Origin of the sequence: Streptosporangium saharense (genome assembly GCF_014203715.1) — a bacterium.
Taxonomy (GTDB): domain Bacteria; phylum Actinomycetota; class Actinomycetes; order Streptosporangiales; family Streptosporangiaceae; genus Streptosporangium; species Streptosporangium saharense.
The window spans coordinates 158430-179610 of the sequence record NZ_JACHJP010000002.1 but is presented as its reverse complement, the minus strand read 5'-3'; the positions used below and the strand labels follow the sequence as shown (position 1 = coordinate 179610).

General features: G+C 69.8%; 21 protein-coding genes. 14 read left to right on the top strand and 7 right to left on the bottom strand.

What is annotated here, in order from left to right:
• Positions 1 to 40: 40 nt before the first annotated feature.
• Complete coding sequence (locus tag FHS44_RS09905; RefSeq protein ID WP_184713676.1) at positions 41 to 1069, top strand: hypothetical protein; 1029 nt, start codon at positions 41 to 43, stop codon at positions 1067 to 1069.
• Here the strand turns inward: FHS44_RS09905 and FHS44_RS09900 are convergent.
• The 3 genes from FHS44_RS09900 to FHS44_RS09890 all read right to left on the bottom strand — a co-directional run bounded on the left by FHS44_RS09900 (position 1033) and on the right by FHS44_RS09890 (position 3649).
• Positions 1033 to 1707 (bottom strand): response regulator transcription factor, encoded by a 675-nt coding sequence (locus FHS44_RS09900; protein ID WP_312863590.1) that lies wholly within the window; start codon positions 1705 to 1707, stop codon positions 1033 to 1035. The genes FHS44_RS09905 and FHS44_RS09900 overlap by 37 nt on opposite strands.
• Positions 1704 to 2756 (bottom strand): sensor histidine kinase, encoded by a 1053-nt coding sequence (locus FHS44_RS42295; RefSeq protein WP_184713674.1) that lies wholly within the window; start codon positions 2754 to 2756, stop codon positions 1704 to 1706. Before FHS44_RS42295 ends, FHS44_RS09900 begins: the two co-directional genes overlap by 4 nt.
• Before the next feature lie 203 nt (positions 2757 to 2959).
• A complete protein-coding gene (locus tag FHS44_RS09890; RefSeq protein ID WP_184713673.1) occupies positions 2960 to 3649 on the bottom strand; it encodes a TetR/AcrR family transcriptional regulator in 690 nt (229 codons plus the stop codon).
• A gap of 133 nt (positions 3650 to 3782) precedes the next feature.
• Between FHS44_RS09890 and FHS44_RS09885 the strand changes: the two genes are divergently transcribed.
• Complete coding sequence (locus tag FHS44_RS09885; protein ID WP_312863589.1) at positions 3783 to 4817, top strand: NAD(P)-dependent alcohol dehydrogenase; 1035 nt, start codon at positions 3783 to 3785, stop codon at positions 4815 to 4817.
• A 76-nt stretch (positions 4818 to 4893) separates the two neighbouring features.
• Positions 4894 to 5364, top strand: coding sequence for a DUF6326 family protein (locus tag FHS44_RS09880; protein WP_184713672.1), 471 nt, complete (start codon positions 4894 to 4896; stop codon positions 5362 to 5364).
• Positions 5365 to 5439: 75 nt separating this feature from the next.
• On the opposite strand, the gene FHS44_RS09875 is transcribed toward FHS44_RS09880, so the two are convergent.
• A complete protein-coding gene (locus FHS44_RS09875) occupies positions 5440 to 5814 on the bottom strand; it encodes a hypothetical protein (RefSeq protein ID WP_184713671.1) in 375 nt (124 codons plus the stop codon).
• The gene (locus FHS44_RS09870) at positions 5811 to 6368 is read right to left on the bottom strand and encodes a MarR family winged helix-turn-helix transcriptional regulator (protein ID WP_184713670.1); all 558 of its coding nucleotides are present in this window, start codon (positions 6366 to 6368) and stop codon (positions 5811 to 5813) included. Before FHS44_RS09870 ends, FHS44_RS09875 begins: the two co-directional genes overlap by 4 nt.
• Before the next feature lie 134 nt (positions 6369 to 6502).
• On the opposite strand from FHS44_RS09870, the gene FHS44_RS09865 reads away from it, so the two are divergent.
• Complete coding sequence (locus FHS44_RS09865) at positions 6503 to 7492, top strand: RNA polymerase subunit sigma-70 (protein WP_184713669.1); 990 nt, start codon at positions 6503 to 6505, stop codon at positions 7490 to 7492.
• Between the two features lie 55 nt (positions 7493 to 7547).
• Here FHS44_RS09865 and FHS44_RS09860 read toward each other — a convergent pair whose 3' ends face one another.
• Both FHS44_RS09860 and FHS44_RS09855 read right to left on the bottom strand, forming a co-directional pair.
• The gene (locus tag FHS44_RS09860; protein ID WP_184713668.1) at positions 7548 to 8132 is read right to left on the bottom strand and encodes a dihydrofolate reductase family protein; all 585 of its coding nucleotides are present in this window, start codon (positions 8130 to 8132) and stop codon (positions 7548 to 7550) included.
• A gap of 89 nt (positions 8133 to 8221) precedes the next feature.
• On the bottom strand, positions 8222 to 9592 hold the full coding sequence (locus FHS44_RS09855) for an aminotransferase class I/II-fold pyridoxal phosphate-dependent enzyme (protein ID WP_184713667.1): 1371 nt from the start codon (positions 9590 to 9592) through the stop codon (positions 8222 to 8224).
• A 180-nt stretch (positions 9593 to 9772) separates the two neighbouring features.
• On the opposite strand from FHS44_RS09855, the gene FHS44_RS09850 reads away from it, so the two are divergent.
• The 10 genes from FHS44_RS09850 to FHS44_RS09805 all read left to right on the top strand — a co-directional run bounded on the left by FHS44_RS09850 (position 9773) and on the right by FHS44_RS09805 (position 21132).
• Entirely contained in the window at positions 9773 to 11485 is a 1713-nt protein-coding gene (locus FHS44_RS09850; protein WP_184713666.1) for an ABC transporter family substrate-binding protein, read from the top strand.
• A complete protein-coding gene (locus FHS44_RS09845) occupies positions 11475 to 12959 on the top strand; it encodes an ABC transporter substrate-binding protein (RefSeq protein WP_184713665.1) in 1485 nt (494 codons plus the stop codon). The genes FHS44_RS09850 and FHS44_RS09845 overlap by 11 nt, the downstream gene beginning before the upstream one ends.
• Before the next feature lie 64 nt (positions 12960 to 13023).
• Positions 13024 to 14514 (top strand): ABC transporter substrate-binding protein, encoded by a 1491-nt coding sequence (locus tag FHS44_RS09840; protein ID WP_184713664.1) that lies wholly within the window; start codon positions 13024 to 13026, stop codon positions 14512 to 14514.
• 26 nt (positions 14515 to 14540) lie between these two features.
• On the top strand, positions 14541 to 15530 hold the full coding sequence (locus tag FHS44_RS09835) for an ABC transporter permease (RefSeq protein WP_221460633.1): 990 nt from the start codon (positions 14541 to 14543) through the stop codon (positions 15528 to 15530).
• Positions 15520 to 17439 carry a dipeptide/oligopeptide/nickel ABC transporter permease/ATP-binding protein gene (locus tag FHS44_RS42290; RefSeq protein ID WP_184713663.1) on the top strand — a complete coding sequence of 640 codons (1920 nt, stop codon included), beginning with the start codon at positions 15520 to 15522 and terminating at the stop codon, positions 17437 to 17439. The genes FHS44_RS09835 and FHS44_RS42290 overlap by 11 nt, the downstream gene beginning before the upstream one ends.
• The gene (locus FHS44_RS09825) at positions 17439 to 18428 is read left to right on the top strand and encodes a succinylglutamate desuccinylase/aspartoacylase family protein (protein ID WP_184713662.1); all 990 of its coding nucleotides are present in this window, start codon (positions 17439 to 17441) and stop codon (positions 18426 to 18428) included. The genes FHS44_RS42290 and FHS44_RS09825 overlap by 1 nt, the downstream gene beginning before the upstream one ends.
• Complete coding sequence (locus FHS44_RS09820) at positions 18425 to 19417, top strand: ABC transporter ATP-binding protein (protein WP_184713661.1); 993 nt, start codon at positions 18425 to 18427, stop codon at positions 19415 to 19417. The genes FHS44_RS09825 and FHS44_RS09820 overlap by 4 nt, the downstream gene beginning before the upstream one ends.
• Positions 19418 to 19527: 110 nt before the next feature.
• A complete protein-coding gene (locus FHS44_RS09815) occupies positions 19528 to 19782 on the top strand; it encodes a hypothetical protein (RefSeq protein WP_184713660.1) in 255 nt (84 codons plus the stop codon).
• On the top strand, positions 19754 to 20272 hold the full coding sequence (locus FHS44_RS09810) for a DUF6879 family protein (protein WP_184713659.1): 519 nt from the start codon (positions 19754 to 19756) through the stop codon (positions 20270 to 20272). The genes FHS44_RS09815 and FHS44_RS09810 overlap by 29 nt, the downstream gene beginning before the upstream one ends.
• A 14-nt stretch (positions 20273 to 20286) precedes the next feature.
• Positions 20287 to 21132, top strand: a complete 846-nt coding sequence (locus FHS44_RS09805) for a helix-turn-helix domain-containing protein (protein ID WP_184713658.1) — start codon at positions 20287 to 20289, stop codon at positions 21130 to 21132.
• Positions 21133 to 21181 lie beyond the last annotated feature (49 nt).

Here is a 21181-nt window from a genome sequence, read left to right as displayed (position 1 = left end):
AATGCGCCGGTTGTCGGCATCGGCAGTCTCCTTGGCCACGTTGGCGGTGGCTGCCCTGTGGTGGTTCGTCCCCGGCAGCTACCCGTACGGCGCGGCCAGCGAGGTCACGGTGGGTTTCAACCACTGGATCGAACGCGAACCGGGCGTGGGCCTGCTGCTGGCCTCCGGCGTGCTGGGGGTGATGCTGGCGCTGGGTGCCCGGTCCTGGCCGAAACCCCTCGGGGTGGGCGCCGCGGCGCAGAGCCTCTTCTTCCTCCTGATCATGTCGGACGCGTCCGTGCTGTCGTCCATCGGCTACTTCCTGATCCCGATTGTCTTCCTGGGAGTGGGCGCGCTGGTGGCGGTGGGATGCGTACGGCGTCGGCCCGTCGCGTACGCGGCGGCGCTCCTGCTTCTGGCCGGGCTGGTGCTCGGGCTGACCACGACCGACGCGCTCTCGCGCTATCTGGCCAACATCGCCGCCGGATTCGGCGTGTACGGCGAGCGGATCGCCTGGTCGTGGGTGATGGCGATCATCACGGTCGTGTGGGCGTGGCTGGCCTACGGGTCGTTCGCCCGTGGGCGTGGGACGGCGAACCCCCGGTGGGGAAGGACCGTCACGATTCTGGCCGCCTGCTGCGGCGTGCCGTACGCGCTGACACGGTTGTCCTGGGTGACGCCGTGGCCGCTCGGCGGCTACGACCCGCGGACCGGTCAGATCGAGTTCCTCGCCACGGCGACCGGTGACATGGCCACCCGGTTGCAGGGGTTCACGATCGGCATGAGTTCGGTCCTGTCCGTCGTTCTGACGCTGGGCCTGATCAGCCGGTGGGGAGAGGTCTTCCCCCGGTGGGTGCCCTGGGCGGGTGGGCGGCCCGTCCCGGTGACGCTGGCCGTCGGTCCCGGCCTGTTCGCGGCCGCCGTCCTGTGCGTCGCGGCCCCGGGTGTGCTGGCCGGGGCCGTGCAGAGCGGCTCGGCCCTGGACGGTGTCCTGTTCGTCGTGCTGTTCCCCTGCCCTGTCTGGGGGCCGCTGCTGGGCGCCGCGGTGTTCGCCTACTCACGGCGGCGGAGCGCGGTCCTGCCTGGGTGACCGTCGGTGCCCGCGAAGACCAGGCCGAGTTCGTAGGCGAGGACGGCCGCCTGGGTGCGGTCGCGGGCGCCGAGCTTGTCCAGGACGTTGCCGACGTGCGTCTTGACCGTCTCCCTCGTCACGTGCAGTGCCGCCGCGATCTCCACGTTGCTCTCCCCGAGCGAGATGTGCCGCAGGACGTCCAGCTCACGAGGGGTCAGCTCGACCGGAAGGCGTTGCCTCGCCGTACCGACGTGCGGGGAGGCGATGCGGCGCAGCGCGTTGGGGAAGAGCACCGCGTCGCGCGAGTGCACCAGCCGGACGGCCTCGGCCAGTTCGAGGGCGGGCGCGCGTTTGAGCACGTAGCCCGCGGCTCCGGCGCGCAGCGCGCCCCAGACGAGCTGGTCGTTCTCGAAGGTGGGGACCACGACGACCCGGGTCGCCGGGGAGCGGCGGACGAGCTCCCTGGTCGCGGCCAGGCCGTCCATGCGGGGCATGCGGACGTCCATCAGCACGACGTCCGCGCCCGCACCGGCCTCGATGGCTTCGTGGCCGTCTGCCGCCTCGGCCACCACCTCGATGTCGTTGTGGAGGGAGAGCATGGTCGCCCATCCCGAACGGATCAGCTCCTCGTCGTCGGCCAGGACGACCCGGATCACAGCGGCAGTCTCGCCTGAACGCGCCATATCTCGCCCTCCTCCTCCCAGGTGCACGTCCCACCGGCCAGGCGGGCTCGCATGCGCATGCCGGTCAGGCCGCGTCCCGGCTCACCGGCGCCGCCCGTGGTCGTGTTCTCCACGGTCAGGACCAGGTCGGCGCCGACGGCGACGGCGAGGGTGACCGGGCCGCCACCGTGCCGCAGGGCGTTGGTGAGCGCCTCCCTGGCGATGGCGAAGGCCGCGCGCGAGGCCGGGGCGGAGACCCCGCCGAGGTGGCCGACGCTCGTTCGCACGTCGAGGCCGCGGGTGAGGGTGCCGAGCGCCTCCAGGGTGGGGCCCTCGGTGGCCGTGCCGTCGTCGAGCACGCCCAGCAGCACGTCGAGGTCCTGCTGGGCGTGGCGGGCGGTGGCCGTCAGATGGCCGAGCGACCGCGTGACGAGGGTGGGCTCGGTCCGCCGCAGCGCCGCCTCGGCCGCCATGGCCTGCACCAGGACGACGCTGAGGGCGTGGCCGACGGAGTCGTGCAGTTCCAGGGCGAGGGTCTGGCGGCGGCCGAGCTCGTCGATCACCCGTGACGGCTCGGCGCGCAGCAGGCGGCGTGCCGCCCAACGCTGGCCGAATCCCGCGGCGACCATCGCGGCCAGTACGGCGAGGGCCAGCGGCAGCGCTTCGAGCAGGTCACCGGGTTCCTGCCGCGCCCCGGCCAACGGCGCCAGAGTGGGAGCCAGCGCCAGCATGCCCGCGCTGAGCGTGGCGCCGCCGTACAGGTGCAGGCCGGTCAGGACCGTCAGGTAGACGCGGTCGGCTCGCTTGGGCACGTCGACGCCGAGCAGTTCCGACAGCGCGGCCACTTCGAGGCGCCGCATCAGCGGTGTCATGGCGAGCAGCGCCGCGGCGGGCAGGCACGCGGCCCACAGCACCACCAGGCGCCCCGGTGTCAGATCGGTCAGGATCAGCATGCCGAGCACCACGGCGACCGGGGTGAGCAGCGCGGCGCCGAGCAACTGGTATGTCCCGGCCCGCACGGCCATGACGATGTGGCGCTTCACGGGAACCGACGTTAGCCGACCCGCCGTACGGCCTCGGCGGGCCGGCTGATCCGCAGATCCCGGGCGAACCTCTCGGCCGCTGCGTACCTCATGACGTCGGTTCCGCTCGGGTACGGCTCGCGCTCAGCCGTCGCGCCGTCCCGGCACAACCGGACCAGCGGACCGGCGGTACCACTACAGATCCACACGATCACATGACGGCATCACGGGTGGGGGTTCACGTGAGGTGCTCTCAGGGGCTCAAGAGCGGCCAGGACGAGGTCGAGGCCGAAGACGAACTCCTTCGCCGGGTCGAAGCCGGCGGCGACGAGCGCCGCGGCGGACTCGTTGAGGTAGGGGAACTCGTCAGGAGGAAGCCGCGGTAAGTAGGCGTCCTCGATCACGTCCGCGAGTTCCTCGGCGGTGTCGAACGGCAGGTTGGCCGCCTGCAGGGCGAAACCGTAGACATAGCTGTCGAGCAACCAGTTGGCGTGCGTCGCCATCAAGGCCGAGAAGCCGGCCTTCCGCAGGCAGGCGGTGACCGCTTCGTGGTGGCGGAGGTTCGCGGGCCCGGGCGATGTCCGCGACTCCATCAGGCCGCTCGCCCACGGGTGGCGTGCGAGAACCTGTCGGGCGGATATCGCCCGCCGTCGCATCGCCGACTGCCAGTCGGTCCCTTCGGGCGGGAGCTCGATCTCCTCGAACACGACGTCGATCATGGCGTCCAGCAGTTCCTCCTTGCTCGCCACGTAGTGGTACAGCGACATCGCGCCTGCGCCGAGCGTGCTGGCCAGTCGGCGCATGCTCAGCCCGTCGACCCCTTCGCGGTCGGCGAGCCGGACCGCCTCCTCCACCACCCGCTGTTTGCTCAGCCCCGCGTCGGACGCGGCCTGGCGTTGTTCCCTCGCGGACAACGGGTCTCCTCGCTTTCTCGTACGGCTTGACAGTCGTACAGCGTACGACCATAGTACAGCGTACGTATTCGTACGGCGTACGACGTACGGTGTACGAGCCGGCGAGCGTCGCGGCTCGAAGGAGGAGGCTTCCGTGGGAACCGAACAGCATGCCGGAGCCGGCCCGGTGCCGGGGGCGAGTCCGGCCGGGGCGGCGACGATGCGGGCCGCCGTCCAGCACCGTTACGGCCCGCCCTCCGCGCTCGTGATGGCCGAGGTCGGGCTACCACTGCCCGGGCGAGGCGACGTGCTCGTCCAGGTGGGCGCGACCTCGGTACATCCCGGCGACTACTTCATCATGACCGGTGAGCCGTACGTGGTGCGCCTGGTCTTCGGGCTCCGCCGGCCGCGCCACGGCATCCCCGGCAGGGACCTCGCCGGCGTGGTGGCAGCGGTCGGGAAGGACGTCACCGCTCTGCGACCCGGCGACAGGGTGTTCGGCTGGAGCGCCACGGGAACGCTCGCGAAGTACGCCCGCGTCCCGGCGGACCACCTCGTGCCCGTGCCTGACAACCTGTCGGACGTGGACGCGGCAGCGGTGCCCACGTCGGGCATGACGGCATTGCAGGCGTTGCGCGACATCGCGAACGTTCAACCGGGCCAGACGGTGCTGATCACGGGCGCGTCGGGCGGCGTGGGCTCCTTCGCCGTACAGATCGCCAAGGCATTCGGCGCCGAGGTGACGGGGGTGTGCGGCACCCGCAACGTCGACCTGGTCCGGTCACTCGGCGCCGACCACGTCGTCGACTACACCGAGACCGACTTCACCCGCACCGGCAAGCGCTACGACGTCATCCTCGACAACGTGGAAGCCCAGCCCCTGGCGGCTGTCCGCCGAGCGCTGACGCCCACCGGCACCCTCATCCCCAACAGCGGACGCGGTGGCCGCTGGCTCGGCCCCCTCGGCCGGATCGTCAAGGCGCGCGTGCTGTCCGGATTCACCCGTCAGCGACTGAAGCCCTTCACGTCGCTCGGGAAGCGCCAGGACCTGCTCACCCTGGCCGACCTGCTCACGACCAGGCAGGTCACGCCCGTCATCGACCGCACGTACGCCCTCGACGAAGCAGCGGACGCCCTCCGCCACGTCGCGACCGGCCACACCCGAGGGAAGGTCGTCGTCACCGTCTGACGACCCAACCCGCGTGTGCACGCCCGAACCCGCCGCCGCTCCGGCGCGGGGACCGCTCCTCCCGAAAGAAGAACCGATGACCGTCCGAACGAAACCCCGGAACCCGCTCGACAACCCGCCGGTCCCCGTGCAGGTCAAGCTCGCCGCCGCATGGACCAGCTTCATGTTCCTCTACATCTACGTCGACTACTTCCACCTCTACAAGCCCGGCACCGTCAACAACATCCTGGCCGGCGTCGTCTTCGAGTTCGACATCAGCCCGACGTTGTTGACCATGATGCTCGCGTCCGTGGCGATCCCGGCCCTGATGGTGATGCTCTCCATGACGCTGCCCGCCCGGGTGAACCGCGCCACGAACCTCGTCGTGGCATCGCTCTACATCCCCTACTCGGCGATCAACGCGGTAGGGGAATCCTGGGACTGGGCCCCCTTCTACGGCCTCTCCATCGGAACCGAGGTGCTGCTCCTGGCCTTCATCCTGCGCTCCGCCTGGACATGGCCTCGAACCCCCGCGCCCCAGCCGGTCGACGTGAGCGTGGGACGGTGAACCCCCGTGGGGAAGACCAGGCCGAGTTCGTAGGCGAGGACGGCCGCCTGGGTGAAGGGACCTGAGAGGCAAGGGTCAGGGCTCGATGTGGGACCTCATCGCCTGCCACGGGGAGGCGTCGAACAGCAGCGCGATCGAGACGATCTTGCCGTTCTCCAGGCGGAAGTGCTCGGCGGTGCGCTGCGTGCCCACCGGGGTGGCGGTGTGCACGTCGTACACGAGGGTCGCCTCGGCCTCGCCGTACAGCTCGCTGATCAGGTCCACACCGGTCACGATCGAGACGAACCCGGGCAGTGTGGCCAGGTGTCCCGTGCGGTCTTCGGAGCTGATGAACGGGCTCCGGAAGTGGAAGGGCTCCCCCAGGTGCGTCGCGGCGGTGGCCACGTCGCCACGGAAGCGCGCCTCGTGATAGCCGCGTACGGCGCCGCGGGTCTGGTCGAGGGTGGTCATGACCGGGGTCCGTTCTGTCGGAGGTGGGTGGCGAGGCGGTTCTGGTTGGCGGCGAGCCGCAGGCACAGGTCACGGAAGGCGACCAGGTCGCCGGGGGTGAACCCCTGGAACATGGACCGCATCGCCAGTTGTGAGGGTTTGCGGAACGCCTCGATCCACGCCTGTCCCTCGGGGGTGATCTCGGCCAGGACCGAGCGCCTGTCGTCCGGGTCGGGGACGCGGCGGACCAGGCCGTCGCGCTCCAGCGTGTCGACCAGGCCGGTGACGTTGCGGGAGCTGACCCCGGCCGCCCTGGCGAGGTCGCCGATGCTGATGCCCCGTCCGGCGGCGCCGAGCCGTACGAGCAGATCGAGGGCGCCCGCGCTGACGCCCCTGCCCTCGGAGCCCTGGGCGCGGAGGCGTTCGACGGCGTGGTAGGCGGTACGGACGGCACCGGCGGCCTCGAAGGCGAGCAGCTGGTCGTCCCCGTCTGCGAAGCGGCCCATCGCCTCCCTGACACGGGGATCGTAGAGGGTCCCGTCCTCGTCGCGTTCGTAGTTCTGTACGTCGTTCATAGTAAGGATGGAGATTAGTACTACCTTCCTGATCTCCGCAACCTGTCCTATGGCCGACAGGGCACCGCTCAGAAACACTCCGCCACGTCGTCAGTTCTGGTAGCCCCTCGCCACCTGCGGAAGGATTGACGACCATGACCGACGACGAGGCCGCGTTCATCGCGGCGGCCCGCTCGAACGACGCGGCGCAGTTCGCGCTCATCACCGAGCCCTACCGGCGTGGGCTGCAGGTGCACTGCTACCGGATGCTCGCGAACTACGAGGACGCCCAGGACCTGACGCAGGAGACGTTCCTGCGGGTGTGGAGAAGGCGGGAGTCGTTCAGGGGCCACGCCACGCTGCGGACCTGGCTGTACCGGATCGCGACGAACGCCTGTCTCGACTTCCTGGACAGGCGCAACGACCGCACACCCGTGCCCGCCGAGCTGCCGGGAGCGGACTCGGAAGTGCACCACCTGCAGCCCTACCCGGACCGGATGCTCCCGGAGGATCCGCAGGAAGCGGTGGTGGCCCGGGAGACGATCGAGCTGGCGTTCATCGTCGCCGCCCAGCACCTGCCGCCGCGGCAGCGGGCGGCGTTCATCCTGCGCGACGTCCTCGGCTGGCCGGCGCCGAAGGCCGCCGACGCCCTCGATCTGACCGTGGCATCGGTGACCAGCGCGCTGCAGCGGGCGCGCGTGACGATGCGCGAGCGGCTACCCGACCGCCGTCTCGACTGGCGGCGGCCTGCCACGCACGAGCTGTCGGATGACGAGCGCGACGCGGTGAGGTCGTACATCGACGCCCATGAGCGCAACGACCTCGACGGGCTGACGGCCCTGCTGCGCGACGATCTGCGCTTCACGATGCTGCCCGACCCGGGCACCGTGACCTTCACGGCCAGGGACGCGGTGGACGGCTGGGTCTCCAACGGGCTCTTCCAGCGCGGCTACGACGACTGGCGCTGCACCGCCACCACGGTCAACCGCATGCCTGCCGCCGCGCTGTACCTCCGCGCCCCCGGCGACCCGGAGTACCGGCTGTTCACCATCGCGGTCCTGCGCGTCGTCGAGGGGAAGATCGCCGAGCTCACCGGATTCGACGCCGCCGACAAACCATGGCTGGACCTGCCCGCGACGCTGTGACCGGACAAGTCCCCGTGCCCGAAGAACACCGTCACGACCGACGACGCCGCCGCCCTCAACGCCTCGTCTCGTATCGGGTCAGTACCACGCCGCCGGGGAATGTTCGCGTCTCGACCAGCTTCAGGTTCACCCAGCTCTCCAGCGCGGTGAAGAACGGCGTGCCGCCGCCCACCAGGACCGGCACGGTGACCAGCGCGTACTCGTCGATCAGCCCGGCCCGCATGGCCGCCCCGGCGAGCGTCGCACCGCCGATGTCCATCGGACCGCCGTCCTCGGCCCTGAGCCGGGCGATCTCGGTGACCGCGTCGCCGGTGACCAGGCGGGTGTTCCAGTCGACCTTGTCGATCGTCGAGGAGAACACCACCTTCGGCATGTCCCGCCAGAGGCGCGCGAACTCGATCTCCGCCGGGGTGGCGCCGGGCTGCTGGTCGCCGGTCGGCCAGTGGGAGCTCATCGCCTCCCACAGCTTGCGCCCGTACAGCGACAGTTCGCTCGCCCGCATCTGGTCGTACCACCACTGGAACAGCTCGGCGCTCGGCGAGGAGTCAGGTCCGTCCCCTCCGCCCCAGCCGATGTCGTCGCCGGTCGCGGCGATGTAGCCGTCCAGGGTTACGTTCATGCCGAAGATCAGTTTCCGCATCGTGCCAGCCTTCCGTGGTTCGGTCTCACACCTACAGACGGGCGCGGCGCGCAAACCTCATCGGCGGCGTCGTGGACTTCGTACAGCCGCTACGGGGCCCGGTGGGAACGGGAGCGGGAGCCGAGGGCGAAGTCGGCGGCGTCGGCTATCGCGTCCGCGAAGTACTCGGTCGCCGTGGCCGCCGTGCCACCGTTCACGTGGATGTGGTCCGGGGCCGCGGGCTGTTTCCTGAACAGGAATCCAGGAAGAATGGAGACGCCTTTCCTGGCCAGCCGCGTCGAGACCGAGTGCTCGTCGGGAACGGGAACCCAGACGCTGATTCCCGAGTCGCTTCCTATCTCGAATCCACGCTCTTTCAACGCCTCGACGAAATCGGTGTGCCTTCGCCGGTAGGTGGCGGCGGAGACGGCGACGGACGCCGAGGAGACGGCGTCGGTGAGATGGAACGCGAGGGCGTTCTGCAGAATTCGGCTCACCCATCTGCTCGAATATGTGATCTTGAACCACATGCGCTCGACATGATGGTGTGTGCCGCCGACGATCGCGACCCGGCAGTCGGAGCCGTGGGAGAAGATGAAGTTCTGGATCTGGACGAGTTGGCTGCCCAGACGGGGCCCGAGCGACGGAATGCCGTCCTCGGCGAGAAAGGGAATGATGACGACCTCGATGACGGTCACCGACGATCCCGAAAGCAGCGAGGCCGCCCTCTCCAGCCACGCGGGAGTTACCGAACGGCCCAACGGGACGTGTCCGAACGGCTGGTAGAGAAAGGCGCTCGGCTTGTCGGCGAGCGCCTTTTCGAGAACGTCGAGATCGGGCCCTTCCTCGCCGTAGGGAATGGAGACCGGGGTCGCCCCGACGGATTCGACGATGTCGAAGAGCCGGGGAAATGACGGCTCCTCGACCATGACGCGGTCCCCCGCCTTCACCGCCGTGCCGAGTGCGAGATCGACGCCGTCCATTCCGCCGTGCACGACGAGGAAGTCCTCGGCGGGAAAGGGCCAGATCGGCTCGACCGCGTCGCGCAGTTCGGGGGTGATCAGCTCCGGTTCGAGCAGGTGCAGCTTGGGCATCCGCGCCGCCGCGAGCAGCGCGGGCTCCGAGTCGGGCAGCAGCACCGGGTCGTAGTTGAGGTTGCCCAGATCGACGGGCATCCCGGCGCCCGCCCGCAGCATGCGTTCGAGCCGTGAGGCGCGCGGGATCGACGGCGGCCCGGTGACGATCGTGCCGCCCCTGCGGTGCGTCTCGACGACGCGGCGGTCGGCGAGGATGCGCCAGGCCTGCGCGACGGCCGACGGGCTCATCCTCAGCTCGCCTGCCAGGTCACGGATCGTGGGCAGCCGCGTCCCCGGAGGGATCTCCCCGGAGGCGATCAGTTCGAGCACGGTACGTGCCAGCACGTTCGCGTTGTGCAGCGGCGTCCGGGTCGCGATGAGCCGGCGAAGCTGGTCGGGCTCCACGCTCCCTCCGTTTCGGATCGGACCGTTTGCGTATATGTACGTGTACATAAGTGCATTGACGTGCTGTGTGTACGTTCCGTACGGTCCGAGCTTACTCCGGGTTGGCCCCACCCCCCACGGTGGCCAGTACCCGGCACAGGCCGGCGATCTCTGCCGGCGCGGCGCACGAGGGAGAGCGCGATGACGCGGATCAAAGGTGCACGGATCAGGTACGGCGCGGCCCTGGCGGCGGTCGCCGTGCTCGCCGGATGCGGCACCACCGAGGGAACCGGCGACGGCCAGACCGTGGCGACGGGCATGCAGGCCGGGCAGCTCGACGCCAACAAGTCCGAGGTGCGCGACGGCGGAACGGTCACCTACTCGGTCGACGTGGACGTCAAGAACTGGAACATCCTGCACGCGACCGGCGACGTCTTCGGCTACCGGCAGATCCTCAACCCCGTCCTGCCGCACGCGATGATCTCCATGCCGGACTTCACGATGGCCAAGAACGACGCGCTGCTGCTGGACGCCAAGGTCGTCAAGGAGTCGCCGCAGACCGTCGAGTACACGATCCGCCCCGAGGCGACCTGGTCGGACGGCACGCCGATCACCGCCGACGACTTCAAGTACACCTGGCAGGTCCAGGACCCCAAGCAGTGCCCGACCTGTCAGCCCGCGACCACCGCGGGATACGACCAGGTGGCCTCGGTCACCGGTGGCGACGGCAGGACCGTCACCGTCACGTTCAAGAAGACCTACCAGCCGTGGCGGCTGATGTTCCCCTACCTGCTCCCGGCCCACGTCGCCGCCAAGCACGGCGACCTGGCCGCCTCGTTCAACGACTACTTCACCACCACCGTGCCCACCTGGTCGGGCGGGCCGTACCTCATCGAGCAGCACGTGCCGAACCAGTCGGTGACCATGAAGAAGAACCCCACGTGGTACGGCGAGGGCCCACGGCTGGACCAGCTCATCTTCAGGATTCTCACCGACGAGCGGCAGGCCGTGACGGCCATGGCCAACAACGAGATCCAGGTCGTGGTGCCGCGCCCGACCCTCGACCTCGTCGAGCAGCTCAGGGGCATCGGCAACGTCACCACGATGATGGCCTCCGGCCTGCTCTACGAACACCTGGACGTCAACACCGCGCACCCGGCCCTGTCCGACCAGGCGCTGCGCCGAGCGATCTTCACGGCCGTGGACCGGCAGGCGGTCATCGACAAGACCATCGGGCAGTTCTCCGCCGACACCAAGCCGCTGGGCAACCGCAACTTCATGCCGGGCCAGAAGCTTGAGGGCGTCGACGCCTACACGGACAACGTCACCGGCAAGGGCCTGGGCGGCGGCCAGGTCGACGCCGCGAAGAAGATCCTCACCGACGCCGGATACACGATCGGGAACGACGGGCTCACCGACCCCAAGGGCAAGCCGGTGCCCACGCTGCGGATGCGCTACAGCAAGGGCAACCAGATGCGGCTGGACACCTCGGTGCTCGTGCAGAACCAGCTCAAGCAGCTCGGCATCACCCTCCAACTCCAGGAGACCGACAGCCTCGGCACCACGGTCAACACCGGCGACTTCGACCTGATCGTCTTCGGCACCAACCTCGACGTCATCCCCACCGCCACTGCCCAGTCCGTGTTCGGCTCCAAGGGCACCCACACCGGATACAAGGACTCCGAACTCGACGGCTGGCTCTCCGACGCCGCCGAGACGCTCGACCCCAAGCAGGTCGTGGAGCTGCTGAACAAGGTGGACGAGCGCATCAGCGACAAGGCCGTGACGCTGCCGCTGTACCAGACGCCGACCCTGCTGGCCTACCGCAACGACCTGGGCAATGTCCGGGTCAACCCCACCCGCTTCGGCACCAGCTACAACGCCCAGGAGTGGGGTGTCAAGAATGGCGGCTGACCGTCAGCGGAGCGTGGACTTCGTCGTCGAGGTCCCGGCCCCGGCCGTCGAGTTCAACGAGGTCTACCGCAACTTCGTCGGATCCGCGGGCTACTTCGTCGCCAACAACGTCTACAGCCGCCTGGTCGTCTACGACACCGGCTCCCCCGCCGCCTACCCCGACCTGGCCGAACACTGGGAGATGGCGCCGGACGCCAGAACCCTGCGCTTCCAGCTCAACCGGCACGCCCGCTGGCACGACGGACAGCCCGTCACCGCGCACGACGTGGCCTACACCCACCTGACCGCGCTGGCCAACGGCTACCACGCCGCCTCGTTCCTGCACGACGTCCAGGACATCGAGGTGATCGACGACCACACGCTGCGGTACGTGCTGCGCAGGCCGAACGCCGGGTTCCTCGCCCAGCTCGGGAACCTGGTCTTCGCCCACGTGCTGCCCAAACACCTCTACGAGGGCACCGACTGGGCGATCAACCCCTACAACCAGCGGCCGGTCGGCTCTGGACCGTTCCGTTTCGCCGAGCACGTCCCCGGCGAACGCGTCGTCCTCGAAGCCTGGAAGGACTACTGGGGGCCGCCGCCCAGGATCGACCGGGTGGTGCTCGACATCGAGCCCGACCTCGACGAGGCGGTACGCAAGGTTGCCGACGGCCGGGCGCACTACCTGGTCCAGGACGTGCTCACCTTCCCCAGGCTGCACCTGGCCGAGGGCGCGACGGCCGCCTCGCTGTGGCGCAAGCGGGGTCCCGGCATCGCGGTGCTCGGCTTCAACCACACCAGGAAGCGCTGGAACGACCGGCGGGCCCGGGCCGGGATCGCGCACGCGGTTGACCGGCGCGCGCTTGAGCCGCTCGCCGACCCCGGCTGGTCGGAGCCGTACGCGCACTATCTGCCGCGCAGCGTCGGCTGGGCCCACGCCGACGACGCGACCGCGCCCGGCTTCGACCCGGAGCTCGCCGCCCGGCTGCTGCGCGAGAGCGGTCTCACCGATACGCCACTGCGGCTGGTCTACATGAAGACCTTCACCGGGCACGCGGGCATCGCCGCCGCGCTCGCCGAGAACCTGCGCGCGGTCGGCGTTGAGGTCGAGGTCGCCGGACTCGACTCCCCCACCTGGTCACGCGAGGTGGCCGGGGAGGCGGACTTCGACCTGTCGATCAGCGGCGGCAACATGATCCCGGACCCGGAGATCACCGCAAGCCGGTTCGAGACCGGTGGCGGCCGCAACCACACCCGCCTGTCCGACCCCGAGGCCGACGCCTGCTACGCCGCCGCCCGCGCGACCGTCGATCAGGTACGGCGTGGCGAGCACTACCGGGAGCTGCAGCGGGTCTGGGCGCGCAACGTGGACTGGGTGCCGCTGTTCTGGTATGCGGCCTACTACCTGCGCAGCGACGACTTCTTCGGCTGGCCCGACCAGATCGGCTTCCGGGTCCCGTTCTGGCACTGGGGCCGCATCCGCCCCACCCCCTGACCACCCGTTTCCCGCCTGAGATCCAGGCGTTCTCACGAAGAACAAGAAGGAGAGGAAAAGGGACTTGGACGAGTACATCGTCGTCGTACCCGTGGACGCGACCGAGATCAACGAGTCGTACCGCAACGTTGTCGGAGGCGCGGGCTACTTCGTCGCCAACAACATCTACAGCCGCCTGATCGTCACCGAGGTCGGCGGCGCGGCGTCCTACCCGGACCTGGCCGAGCACTGGGAGTGCCTGGACGGCGGGCGGCGCTGGCGGTTCCAGCTCAACCGGCACGCCCGCTGGCACGACGGCCGTCCGGTCACCGCGCACGACGTCGCCTACACCCACCTGACCGCGCTGGCCAACGGCTACCACGCCGCCTCGTTCCTGCACGGCATCGCGGACATCACGGTGCTCGACGAGCACCTTGTCGAGTACGTCCTGGAGGAGCCGAACGCCGCGTTCCTCACCCAGCTTGGCAACTTCGCCGCGACCCACGTGCTGCCCAAGCACCTGTACGAGGGCACCGACTGGGCCGACAACCCCTGCAACCAGCGGCCCGTCGGCTCAGGGCCGTTCCGCTTCGCCGAGCACGTCCCCGGCGAACGCATCGTCCTGGAGAGGTGGGACGGCTACTGGGGGCCGCCCGCGGGTGTTGACCGGGTCACCCTGCTCGTCGAGCCCGACCTCGACGAGTGCGTCCGGATGATCGCCGACGGCCGGGCGCACTACGCGCCGCAGGACGTGCTGACGATGAAGCGGCTGCCGCTGGCCGAGGGCGCGAAGCACGCCGAGGTCTACCGGGAGCGCGGCCCCGGCGTCGCGCTGCTCGGCTTCAACTACCGCCAGGAACGGTGGTCAGACCACCGGCTGCGGCTGGCGCTGGCCCACGCGGTCGATCGGGAACGGCTGCGCCGCTTCGCCGAGCCCGGCTGGTCGGAGCCGTGGGCGAACTTCTTCCCCGGCAGCAGCTTCGCCGTCGCCGAGGACGTGACCGCGGTCGGTCACGACGCCGCCCAGGCGGAGAAGCTGCTCGACGAGGCGGGATACCCGCGCGACGCGGACGGCCTGCGGATGTCGCTGCGGCTCTACTACATGGCCACCTTCGACGGCCACGGAGGTCTGGCGGCCAGCGTCGCGGAGGACCTCGCCGCGGTCGGCATCCACGTCGAGCACAGCGGCCTCGACTCCGAGACGTGGAGCCGCCAGGTCTCCGGGGAGGGCGACTTCGACCTGACCATCAGCGGCGGCAACATGATGCCCGACCCGGACATCACCGCCAGCAGACTGGCCACCGGTGGGCAGCGCAACCACCTGAGGCTGTCGAACCCGGAGGCCGACGCCTGCTACGCCGCCGCCAGGGCGACCGTCGACCGGCGGGAGCGGATCGCCCACTACCGGCACCTGCAGGAGGTGTGGGCGCGCGACGTCAGCGTGGTCCCGCTCTTCTGGTACTGCATCTACCTGCTGCGCAGCGACGCGTTCTTCGGATGGGCCGACCAGATCGACTTCCGGGTCCCGTTCTGGCACTGGGGCCGCATCCGCAGGATCGCCGGCGGCGAGGACTGACGGACGACGGGCACGGAGGATTCCCCATGGAGATCCTGGGCTTCGCCCTGAGGCGGCTGCTGGTCGCCGTCCCGGTGCTGCTCGTGTCGACGTTCCTCATCTTCCTCACGGTCGCCGGGTCGGGTGACCCGCTGACCGAGCTGCGGGAGCGTCAACCGCCGGTTCCACCGGAGACGATCACCGCGGAGGAGGTACGGCTCGGCCTCGACCAGCCCGTGCTCGAACGGTACGGGGACTGGCTGACCGGGGTCGTGCGGGGCGACTTCGGCCCCTCGGTCAACCGTAACGCCTCCATCGCCGTGGAGATCGGCACGCGCCTGGGTGTGACCATGCGCTTCGTGCTCGTCGCGATGCTGGTCGCGGCCGTGCTGGCGATCCTGGTCGGGGTCGTCAGCGCGGTCCGCCAGTACTCCTGGCTGGACTACCTGTTCACCTCCGCCGGTTTCCTGTTCCTGGCGATGCCGTCGTTCTGGCTGGCGATCCTGCTCAAGCAGGGCGGCATCCAGTTCAACCGGGCGACCGGCACGGAGACCTTCTACATGATCGGCGACAGGTCGGTGCCGCCCCCGCCGACGTTCCTGGCGCAGCTCGCCGACGTCGCCGGGCACATGATCCTGCCGACCGTCACCCTGGTGCTGATCCACTTCGCGGTGTGGAGCCGCTTCCAGCGCTCGTCCATGCTGGAGGTCCTCAACAGCGACTACGTCAGGCTGGCCACCGCCAAGGGGCTGCCCCGGCGCACGGTGCTGCGCAAGTACGCGCTGCGCACCGCCCTCACCCCGCTGATCACGGTCATCGCGCTGGACTTCACCGCGGTCTTCGCCGGGGCGGTGATCACCGAGACGGTCTTCCAGTGGCGGGGCATGGGCGACTACCTGCTGTCGTCCATCAACGCGCGGGACGTCAACGCCGTGATGGCCTGGCTGCTCGTCGCGGCGCTGGCGGTGATGGTGTTCAACCTGGTGGCCGACATCCTGTACGCCGCCCTCGACCCGAGGATCCGTCATGTCCGCTGACTCCTCACCGGCCCCCGTGACCGGCGCCGAGCCGGGCCAGTGGCGCACCGTCGCCACCCGGTTCCTGCGGCACAGGCTCGCCGTCGCCGCGCTCGCCGTCCTCACGCTCGTGGCGCTGTTCGCCTTCGTCGGGCCGCTGCTGTGGCACTACGGGTACGACGAGATCACCCCGGACAACTCCCGCCCTCCGTCGGCCGCCCACCCGCTCGGCACCGACTCCCTCGGCCACGACCTGCTGGCCCAGGTGATGCGCGGCACCCAGCAGTCGCTGCTCATCGCGCTGAGCGTGGCCCTGGGCGCCGCCCTCATCGGTACGGTGACCGGCGTCGTCGCCGGATTCCACCGGGGCAAGACCGACGCGCTGCTGATGCGGGTCGTGGACCTCTTCCTCACCGTCCCGACGATCGCGGTCGCCGCCGTGCTCGGGCACAACTTCGCCGGCAAGAGCGGCTGGTTCCTCATCGCCGCGGTGCTCGCCGCCCTGATGTGGACCACGGTCGCCAGGGTCGTGCGGGGCGTCGTGCTCGGCCTGCGGGAACGCGAGTTCGTCGCCGCGGCCCGCGCGCTCGGCGCCTCCAACACCCGGATCATGGTCTCGCACATCCTGCCCAACATCGCGGGGCCGATCATCGTGTCGGTGACGATCCTGGTCGCCAGCGCGATCCTCGCCGAGACCGCGCTGTCGTTCATCGGCTTCGGCGTCCAGCCCCCGGACACCTCGCTCGGCCTGCTCGTCGCCAACGCCCAGTCCGCGGTGGGCACCCGGCCCTGGCTGTTCTACTCCCCCGGCGTGGTCATCCTGCTCATCGCCCTGTCGATCAACTTCATCGGGGACGGCCTGCGGGACGCGCTCGACCCGGCCCAGACGAGGGGACCGCGCAGGCGCCGCTACCTGGCCAAGCCGGTCGAACGCACCGGCGTGATCCCCGGCGACGTGCTGCTGTCCGTCCGGGACCTGCGGGTGGTCTTCGCCGCCCCCGGCGACGACGTGCCCGCCGTACGCCACCTGGACCTTGACCTGCGGCGGGGCGAGGTCGTCGGGCTGGTCGGGGAGTCCGGGTCCGGCAAGTCGGTCACCGCCGCCGCGATCATGGGGCTGCTGCCGCCCGCCGCGACGGTCAGCGGCTCCGTCCGCCTGGACGGGCAGGAACTCGTCGGGCTGGCCGAGCCGCGCTACCGGCGCCTGCGCGGGCGGCGCGTCGCGATGGTGTTCCAGGACCCGATGTCCTCGCTCAGCCCGGTGCACACGATCGGCGACCAGGTGGCCGAGGCCGTCCGGGTCCACCAGGGAGGCTCCTGGGCCGCCGCCCGCGATCGGGCCGCCGAACTCCTGGACGTCGTCGGCGTGCCCGACGCCCGCAACCGGCTGCGCGACTACCCGCACCAGTTCTCCGGCGGGATGCGCCAGCGGGTGGTGATCGCCATGGCCATCGCCAACGACCCGGACCTCATCATCGCCGACGAGCCGACCACCGCTCTCGACGTGACCGTGCAGGCCCAGGTGCTCGCCGCGCTGCGGGCCGTACGGGAAAGGACCGGGGCGGCGATCCTGCTCATCACCCATGACCTGGGCATCGTGGCCGAGGTCGCGGACCGGATCGCGGTGATGTACGCGGGCCGCCTGGTGGAGACCGGCACCGCCGCCGACGTCTTCGACAGTCCCGCCATGCCGTACACCCGTGGCCTGCTGGAGTCGGTCCCGCGCCTTGACCGGCCGGCCGACGAGGAGCTGTGGGCCATCCCCGGCTCGCCTCCGACGATGACCGCGCTGCCGTCCGGCTGCGCGTTCGCGCCCCGCTGCGCGCGCCGTACCGCCGAGTGCGACGAGAGCGAGCCCGGCCTGCGCCAGGTCTCCGACGGACACCTGGCCGCCTGCCTGCACCTGACCGTAGAAAGGACACCGCGCTGATGCCCTCCCCCCTCCGCGGCACCCCGGGCCGTCGTGAACTGCTCCGCTGGCCGGTGCTGACCGACCTCGACGGCTCCGAGGTCGTCCTCCACGCCCACGTCGTCACCGGCGTCGAGGACGGGCCGACGCTGACGCTGCTGTCCGGGGTCCACGGGAACGAGTGGTTCTCCCACGGCGTGCTGCGCGCCGTGCTGGAGGGCGTCGACCCCGCGAGGTTGCGCGGCACCCTGGTCGTCGTGCCCGCCGCCAACCCCTACGCGCTGCGGACCGCGAGCCGCTACTCGGTGGACATCCAGCAGGTCGGCTTCGTCAACATGAACAAGGCGATCCTGCGGGACACCGCGTCGATCACCGGCCGCACAGGTCACGTGCTCGTCGAGCAGGTCGTACGGCGCTCCACCCACCTGCTCGACTTCCATCCGGGGCCGTGGGGCTCGACCTGGGGAGTCGTGCTCTACGACGCGACCGGACCGCTGTCGGCCGGGTGCCGTGAACTGGCCGTCGCCTTCGGCATGCCGTACATCCAGGGGGAGGACGCGGCGAGCGCCTATCCGAACTCGGTGTTCGACGCGGCGAGCGCGGCGGGTGTCCCGGCCATTGGGATCGAGGTCGGCGGGCTCGGCTTCGGGGCGCGGCACGAGGAGGAGTGGCTGGCCCGCAACGTCGAGGGCGTACGCCGCGTGATGGGGCACCTGGGCATGATCGACGAGCCCGTCGAGCCCCGCCCGGTCACCGAGGTCGAGGTCGCCTGGGACCTTCGGCCAGGCCACGGCGGCATGCTGGTCCCCGAGATCACCGCAGAGCGGCTGCTGACCCCGACCACCGAGGGCGAACCGCTGGGCAGGCTGCTGTCCCCGGTCGAGCTGACGGTCATCGAGGAGTACCGCTCCCCCGGCGACGGCATCCTGCTCTCGGTGCCCCGAGCACACCTGGTGCACCCCCACAACTTCGGGTTCGTCATCGGCAGGCCCAGGAAGGAGGCGTCGTGACCGGCGAGGAACTGCTGAGGGTCGAAGAACTGACCAAGCACTATCCGGTACGGCGAGGCCACCTCGTCAAGCGGCAGGCCGGGGTGGTCAAGGCCGTCGACGGCGTGTCGTTCCAGCTCAGGGCCGGGGAGACGCTGGGGATCGTCGGCGAGTCCGGGTGCGGCAAGTCGACGCTCGCGAAGCTGCTCATCCGGCTTGAGCGGCCGACCGGCGGCCACATCCGCTACCGGGGCGTCGACATCGCGGCGCTCGACGGGCGGCGGCTGCGTGACCTGCGGCGCCAGGTGCAGATCGTCTTCCAGGACCCCTACTCGTCACTGGACCCCCGGATGACGGTCGGCCAGATCATCGCCGAGCCGTTCGCGGTGCACCGTGACGCGGCGCCCGACGACCGGCGAGGCCGGGTACGGGAGCTGCTGCGGACCGTGGGTCTCAACCCCGAGCACATCGACCGCTACCCGCACCAGTTCTCCGGGGGGCAGCGCCAGCGCATCGGCATCGCCCGCGCGCTCGCGCTCCGCCCCGACGTCCTGGTGTGCGACGAACCGGTCTCCGCGCTGGACGTGTCGATCCAGGCCCAGGTCATCAACCTGCTGCGGCAGCTGCAACGCGAGTTCGGGCTGGCCTACGTCTTCATCGCGCACGACCTGGCCGTCGTACGGCACATCTCGCACCGCGTCGCGGTCATGTATCTCGGAAAGGTCGTGGAGACCGGCACGACCTCGGAGATCTTCGAACGGCCCGCGCACCCCTACACCCGCGCCCTGCTGGCGGCGGCCCCGGTGCCCGACCCGCACCACCGGGGCGAACGGATCATCCTGCGCGGCGACCCACCGAGCCCGCTGCGGCCACCGAGCGGCTGCGCGTTCCGCTCCCGCTGCCCGTACGCCCTGGACACCTGCGCCGAGCATCCCCCCGAGCTGACCGACCGAGGCACCGGCCACCCGGTCGCCTGCGTCAGACAACCTCTCCCTTCGAGCAACGGCTGACCCATTCGTGTGAACCGCTTGACGATCTTGTCCTCCCCCTCCAAGCTCACATCTGTGTGACCAGGTCCGTGCACTGCGTTCTTGTGCACACTTCCGTCAAGGAGGTCTTCATGGGCATCAGGTACGTCGGAAAGTGGGACGCCTCACCGGACGGGGAGTCCCCCACGCTGTGGGTGGACGAGGAGAAGCGTCTCGTCTACATGCAGGGATACCGGGTGGAGGACCCCGAGCTGGAAGCCGAACTGCTCGCCGCCGCCGGACGCGACCGCATCCCCGCGAATGAGACACTGATTGCTTTCCCCGACGACATGATTGATCTCTTCCCGGGAGTGAGGCGTGACGACAGCGGTCCCCAGTCCGGTTGATCTCGTCAGAGGAGCCAGGCACACCGCTTACCACCTGGAGATGCGCGACGGTTACATGCGCTCCGACCCGTGGTTCGTCGCCTGGCGTGAAGGCCGGTCGGAGGACTTCCAGCAGCGCAAAACCCGTCCATGGCTGGATCTCATCCGCGAGGTCACCGCACGAGGCGTGGAGGTACGGCGGCTGCGGATCGTCTCCGAGCCGGTCAGCGAGTACATCCGGTTCGAGTACGAAACCACCGCGTCGAACATCGAGGCGGGTGAGCGGATCCGGTGGCTGCCTCGGCGCCGCGCGTCCGACCTGGCCCTTCCCGGTAACGACTGTTGGATCATCGACGGCGAGACCGTGCTGTTCAACCACTTCACCGGAGAAGGTGAGGTGTCGCCCGAGGGCAAGGAGCTCACCACGGATCCAGCGGTCGTGAAACTCTGCGTCACGGGATTCGACAGCGGTTGGGAACGCGGGATCGACCACGAGGAGTACAGGATCTAACCCGTTCCACCGCCATGGCCGTCACCTCTTCCGCGCAGGCGGCGCGGCAAGCGCTCGCAGATCGGCTCCGAGAGATTCGCGTCACCTCCGGGCTGAACGGGCGGACGCTTGCCGCCGCCGCGAACTGGCACCCGACAAAGGTGTCCAAGCTTGAGCACGCGGTCACCGCCCCCTCCGTTGAGGACATCCGTACCTGGTGTGCTCTGTGCGGCGCGGACGACCGGGCGTCGGACCTGATCGCCTCTCTGGTCGCCGCGGACACCATGTGGACCGAATGGCGACGACTTGAACGAACCGGACTACGGCAGGCCAACAAGTCCGTGGTCCCGCTGTGGGAGGCCACCAGGTGGTTCCGCATCTACTCCTCATGCTTGATTCCCGGGCCGGTGCAGCACGAGGGCTACATACGCGCCCTGCTGACCGCCACCAAGAACCGGCGCGGGTTGACCGACGACGTCGAGGAGACCGTGGCCGTTCGAGTCGCCAAGCAGAAGGTCGTACACGGTGACCGTCGCTTCGCGATCGTGGTGGAGGAGTCCGCTCTCCGCTACCGGATCGGCGGCGCGCGGGTTCTGGCCGATCAGCTTCGTCACCTGCTTGAGGTGATGTCGTTGCCGTCGATCAGCCTCGGCGTCGTCCCCCTGAACGCGGACCGTACGCGGCTCAGGCCGACCGAGATGTTCTTCATGTTCGACGAGAAACAGGTGAGCGCCGAGTTCGTGTCAGGATGGCTGCGGATCACCGCGCCGGGGGAAATCGCCCTGTACGCCCAGGCATTCCAACTGCTGACCTCAATGGCGGTCCACGGTGACGCGGCGCGATCCCTGATCCTGGCGTCCTTGGAGGCGCTCGGCGACTAGAGGTGCTGCAACTTTCTGCACACTCGTCGATCGCCGACGACGCTCACTC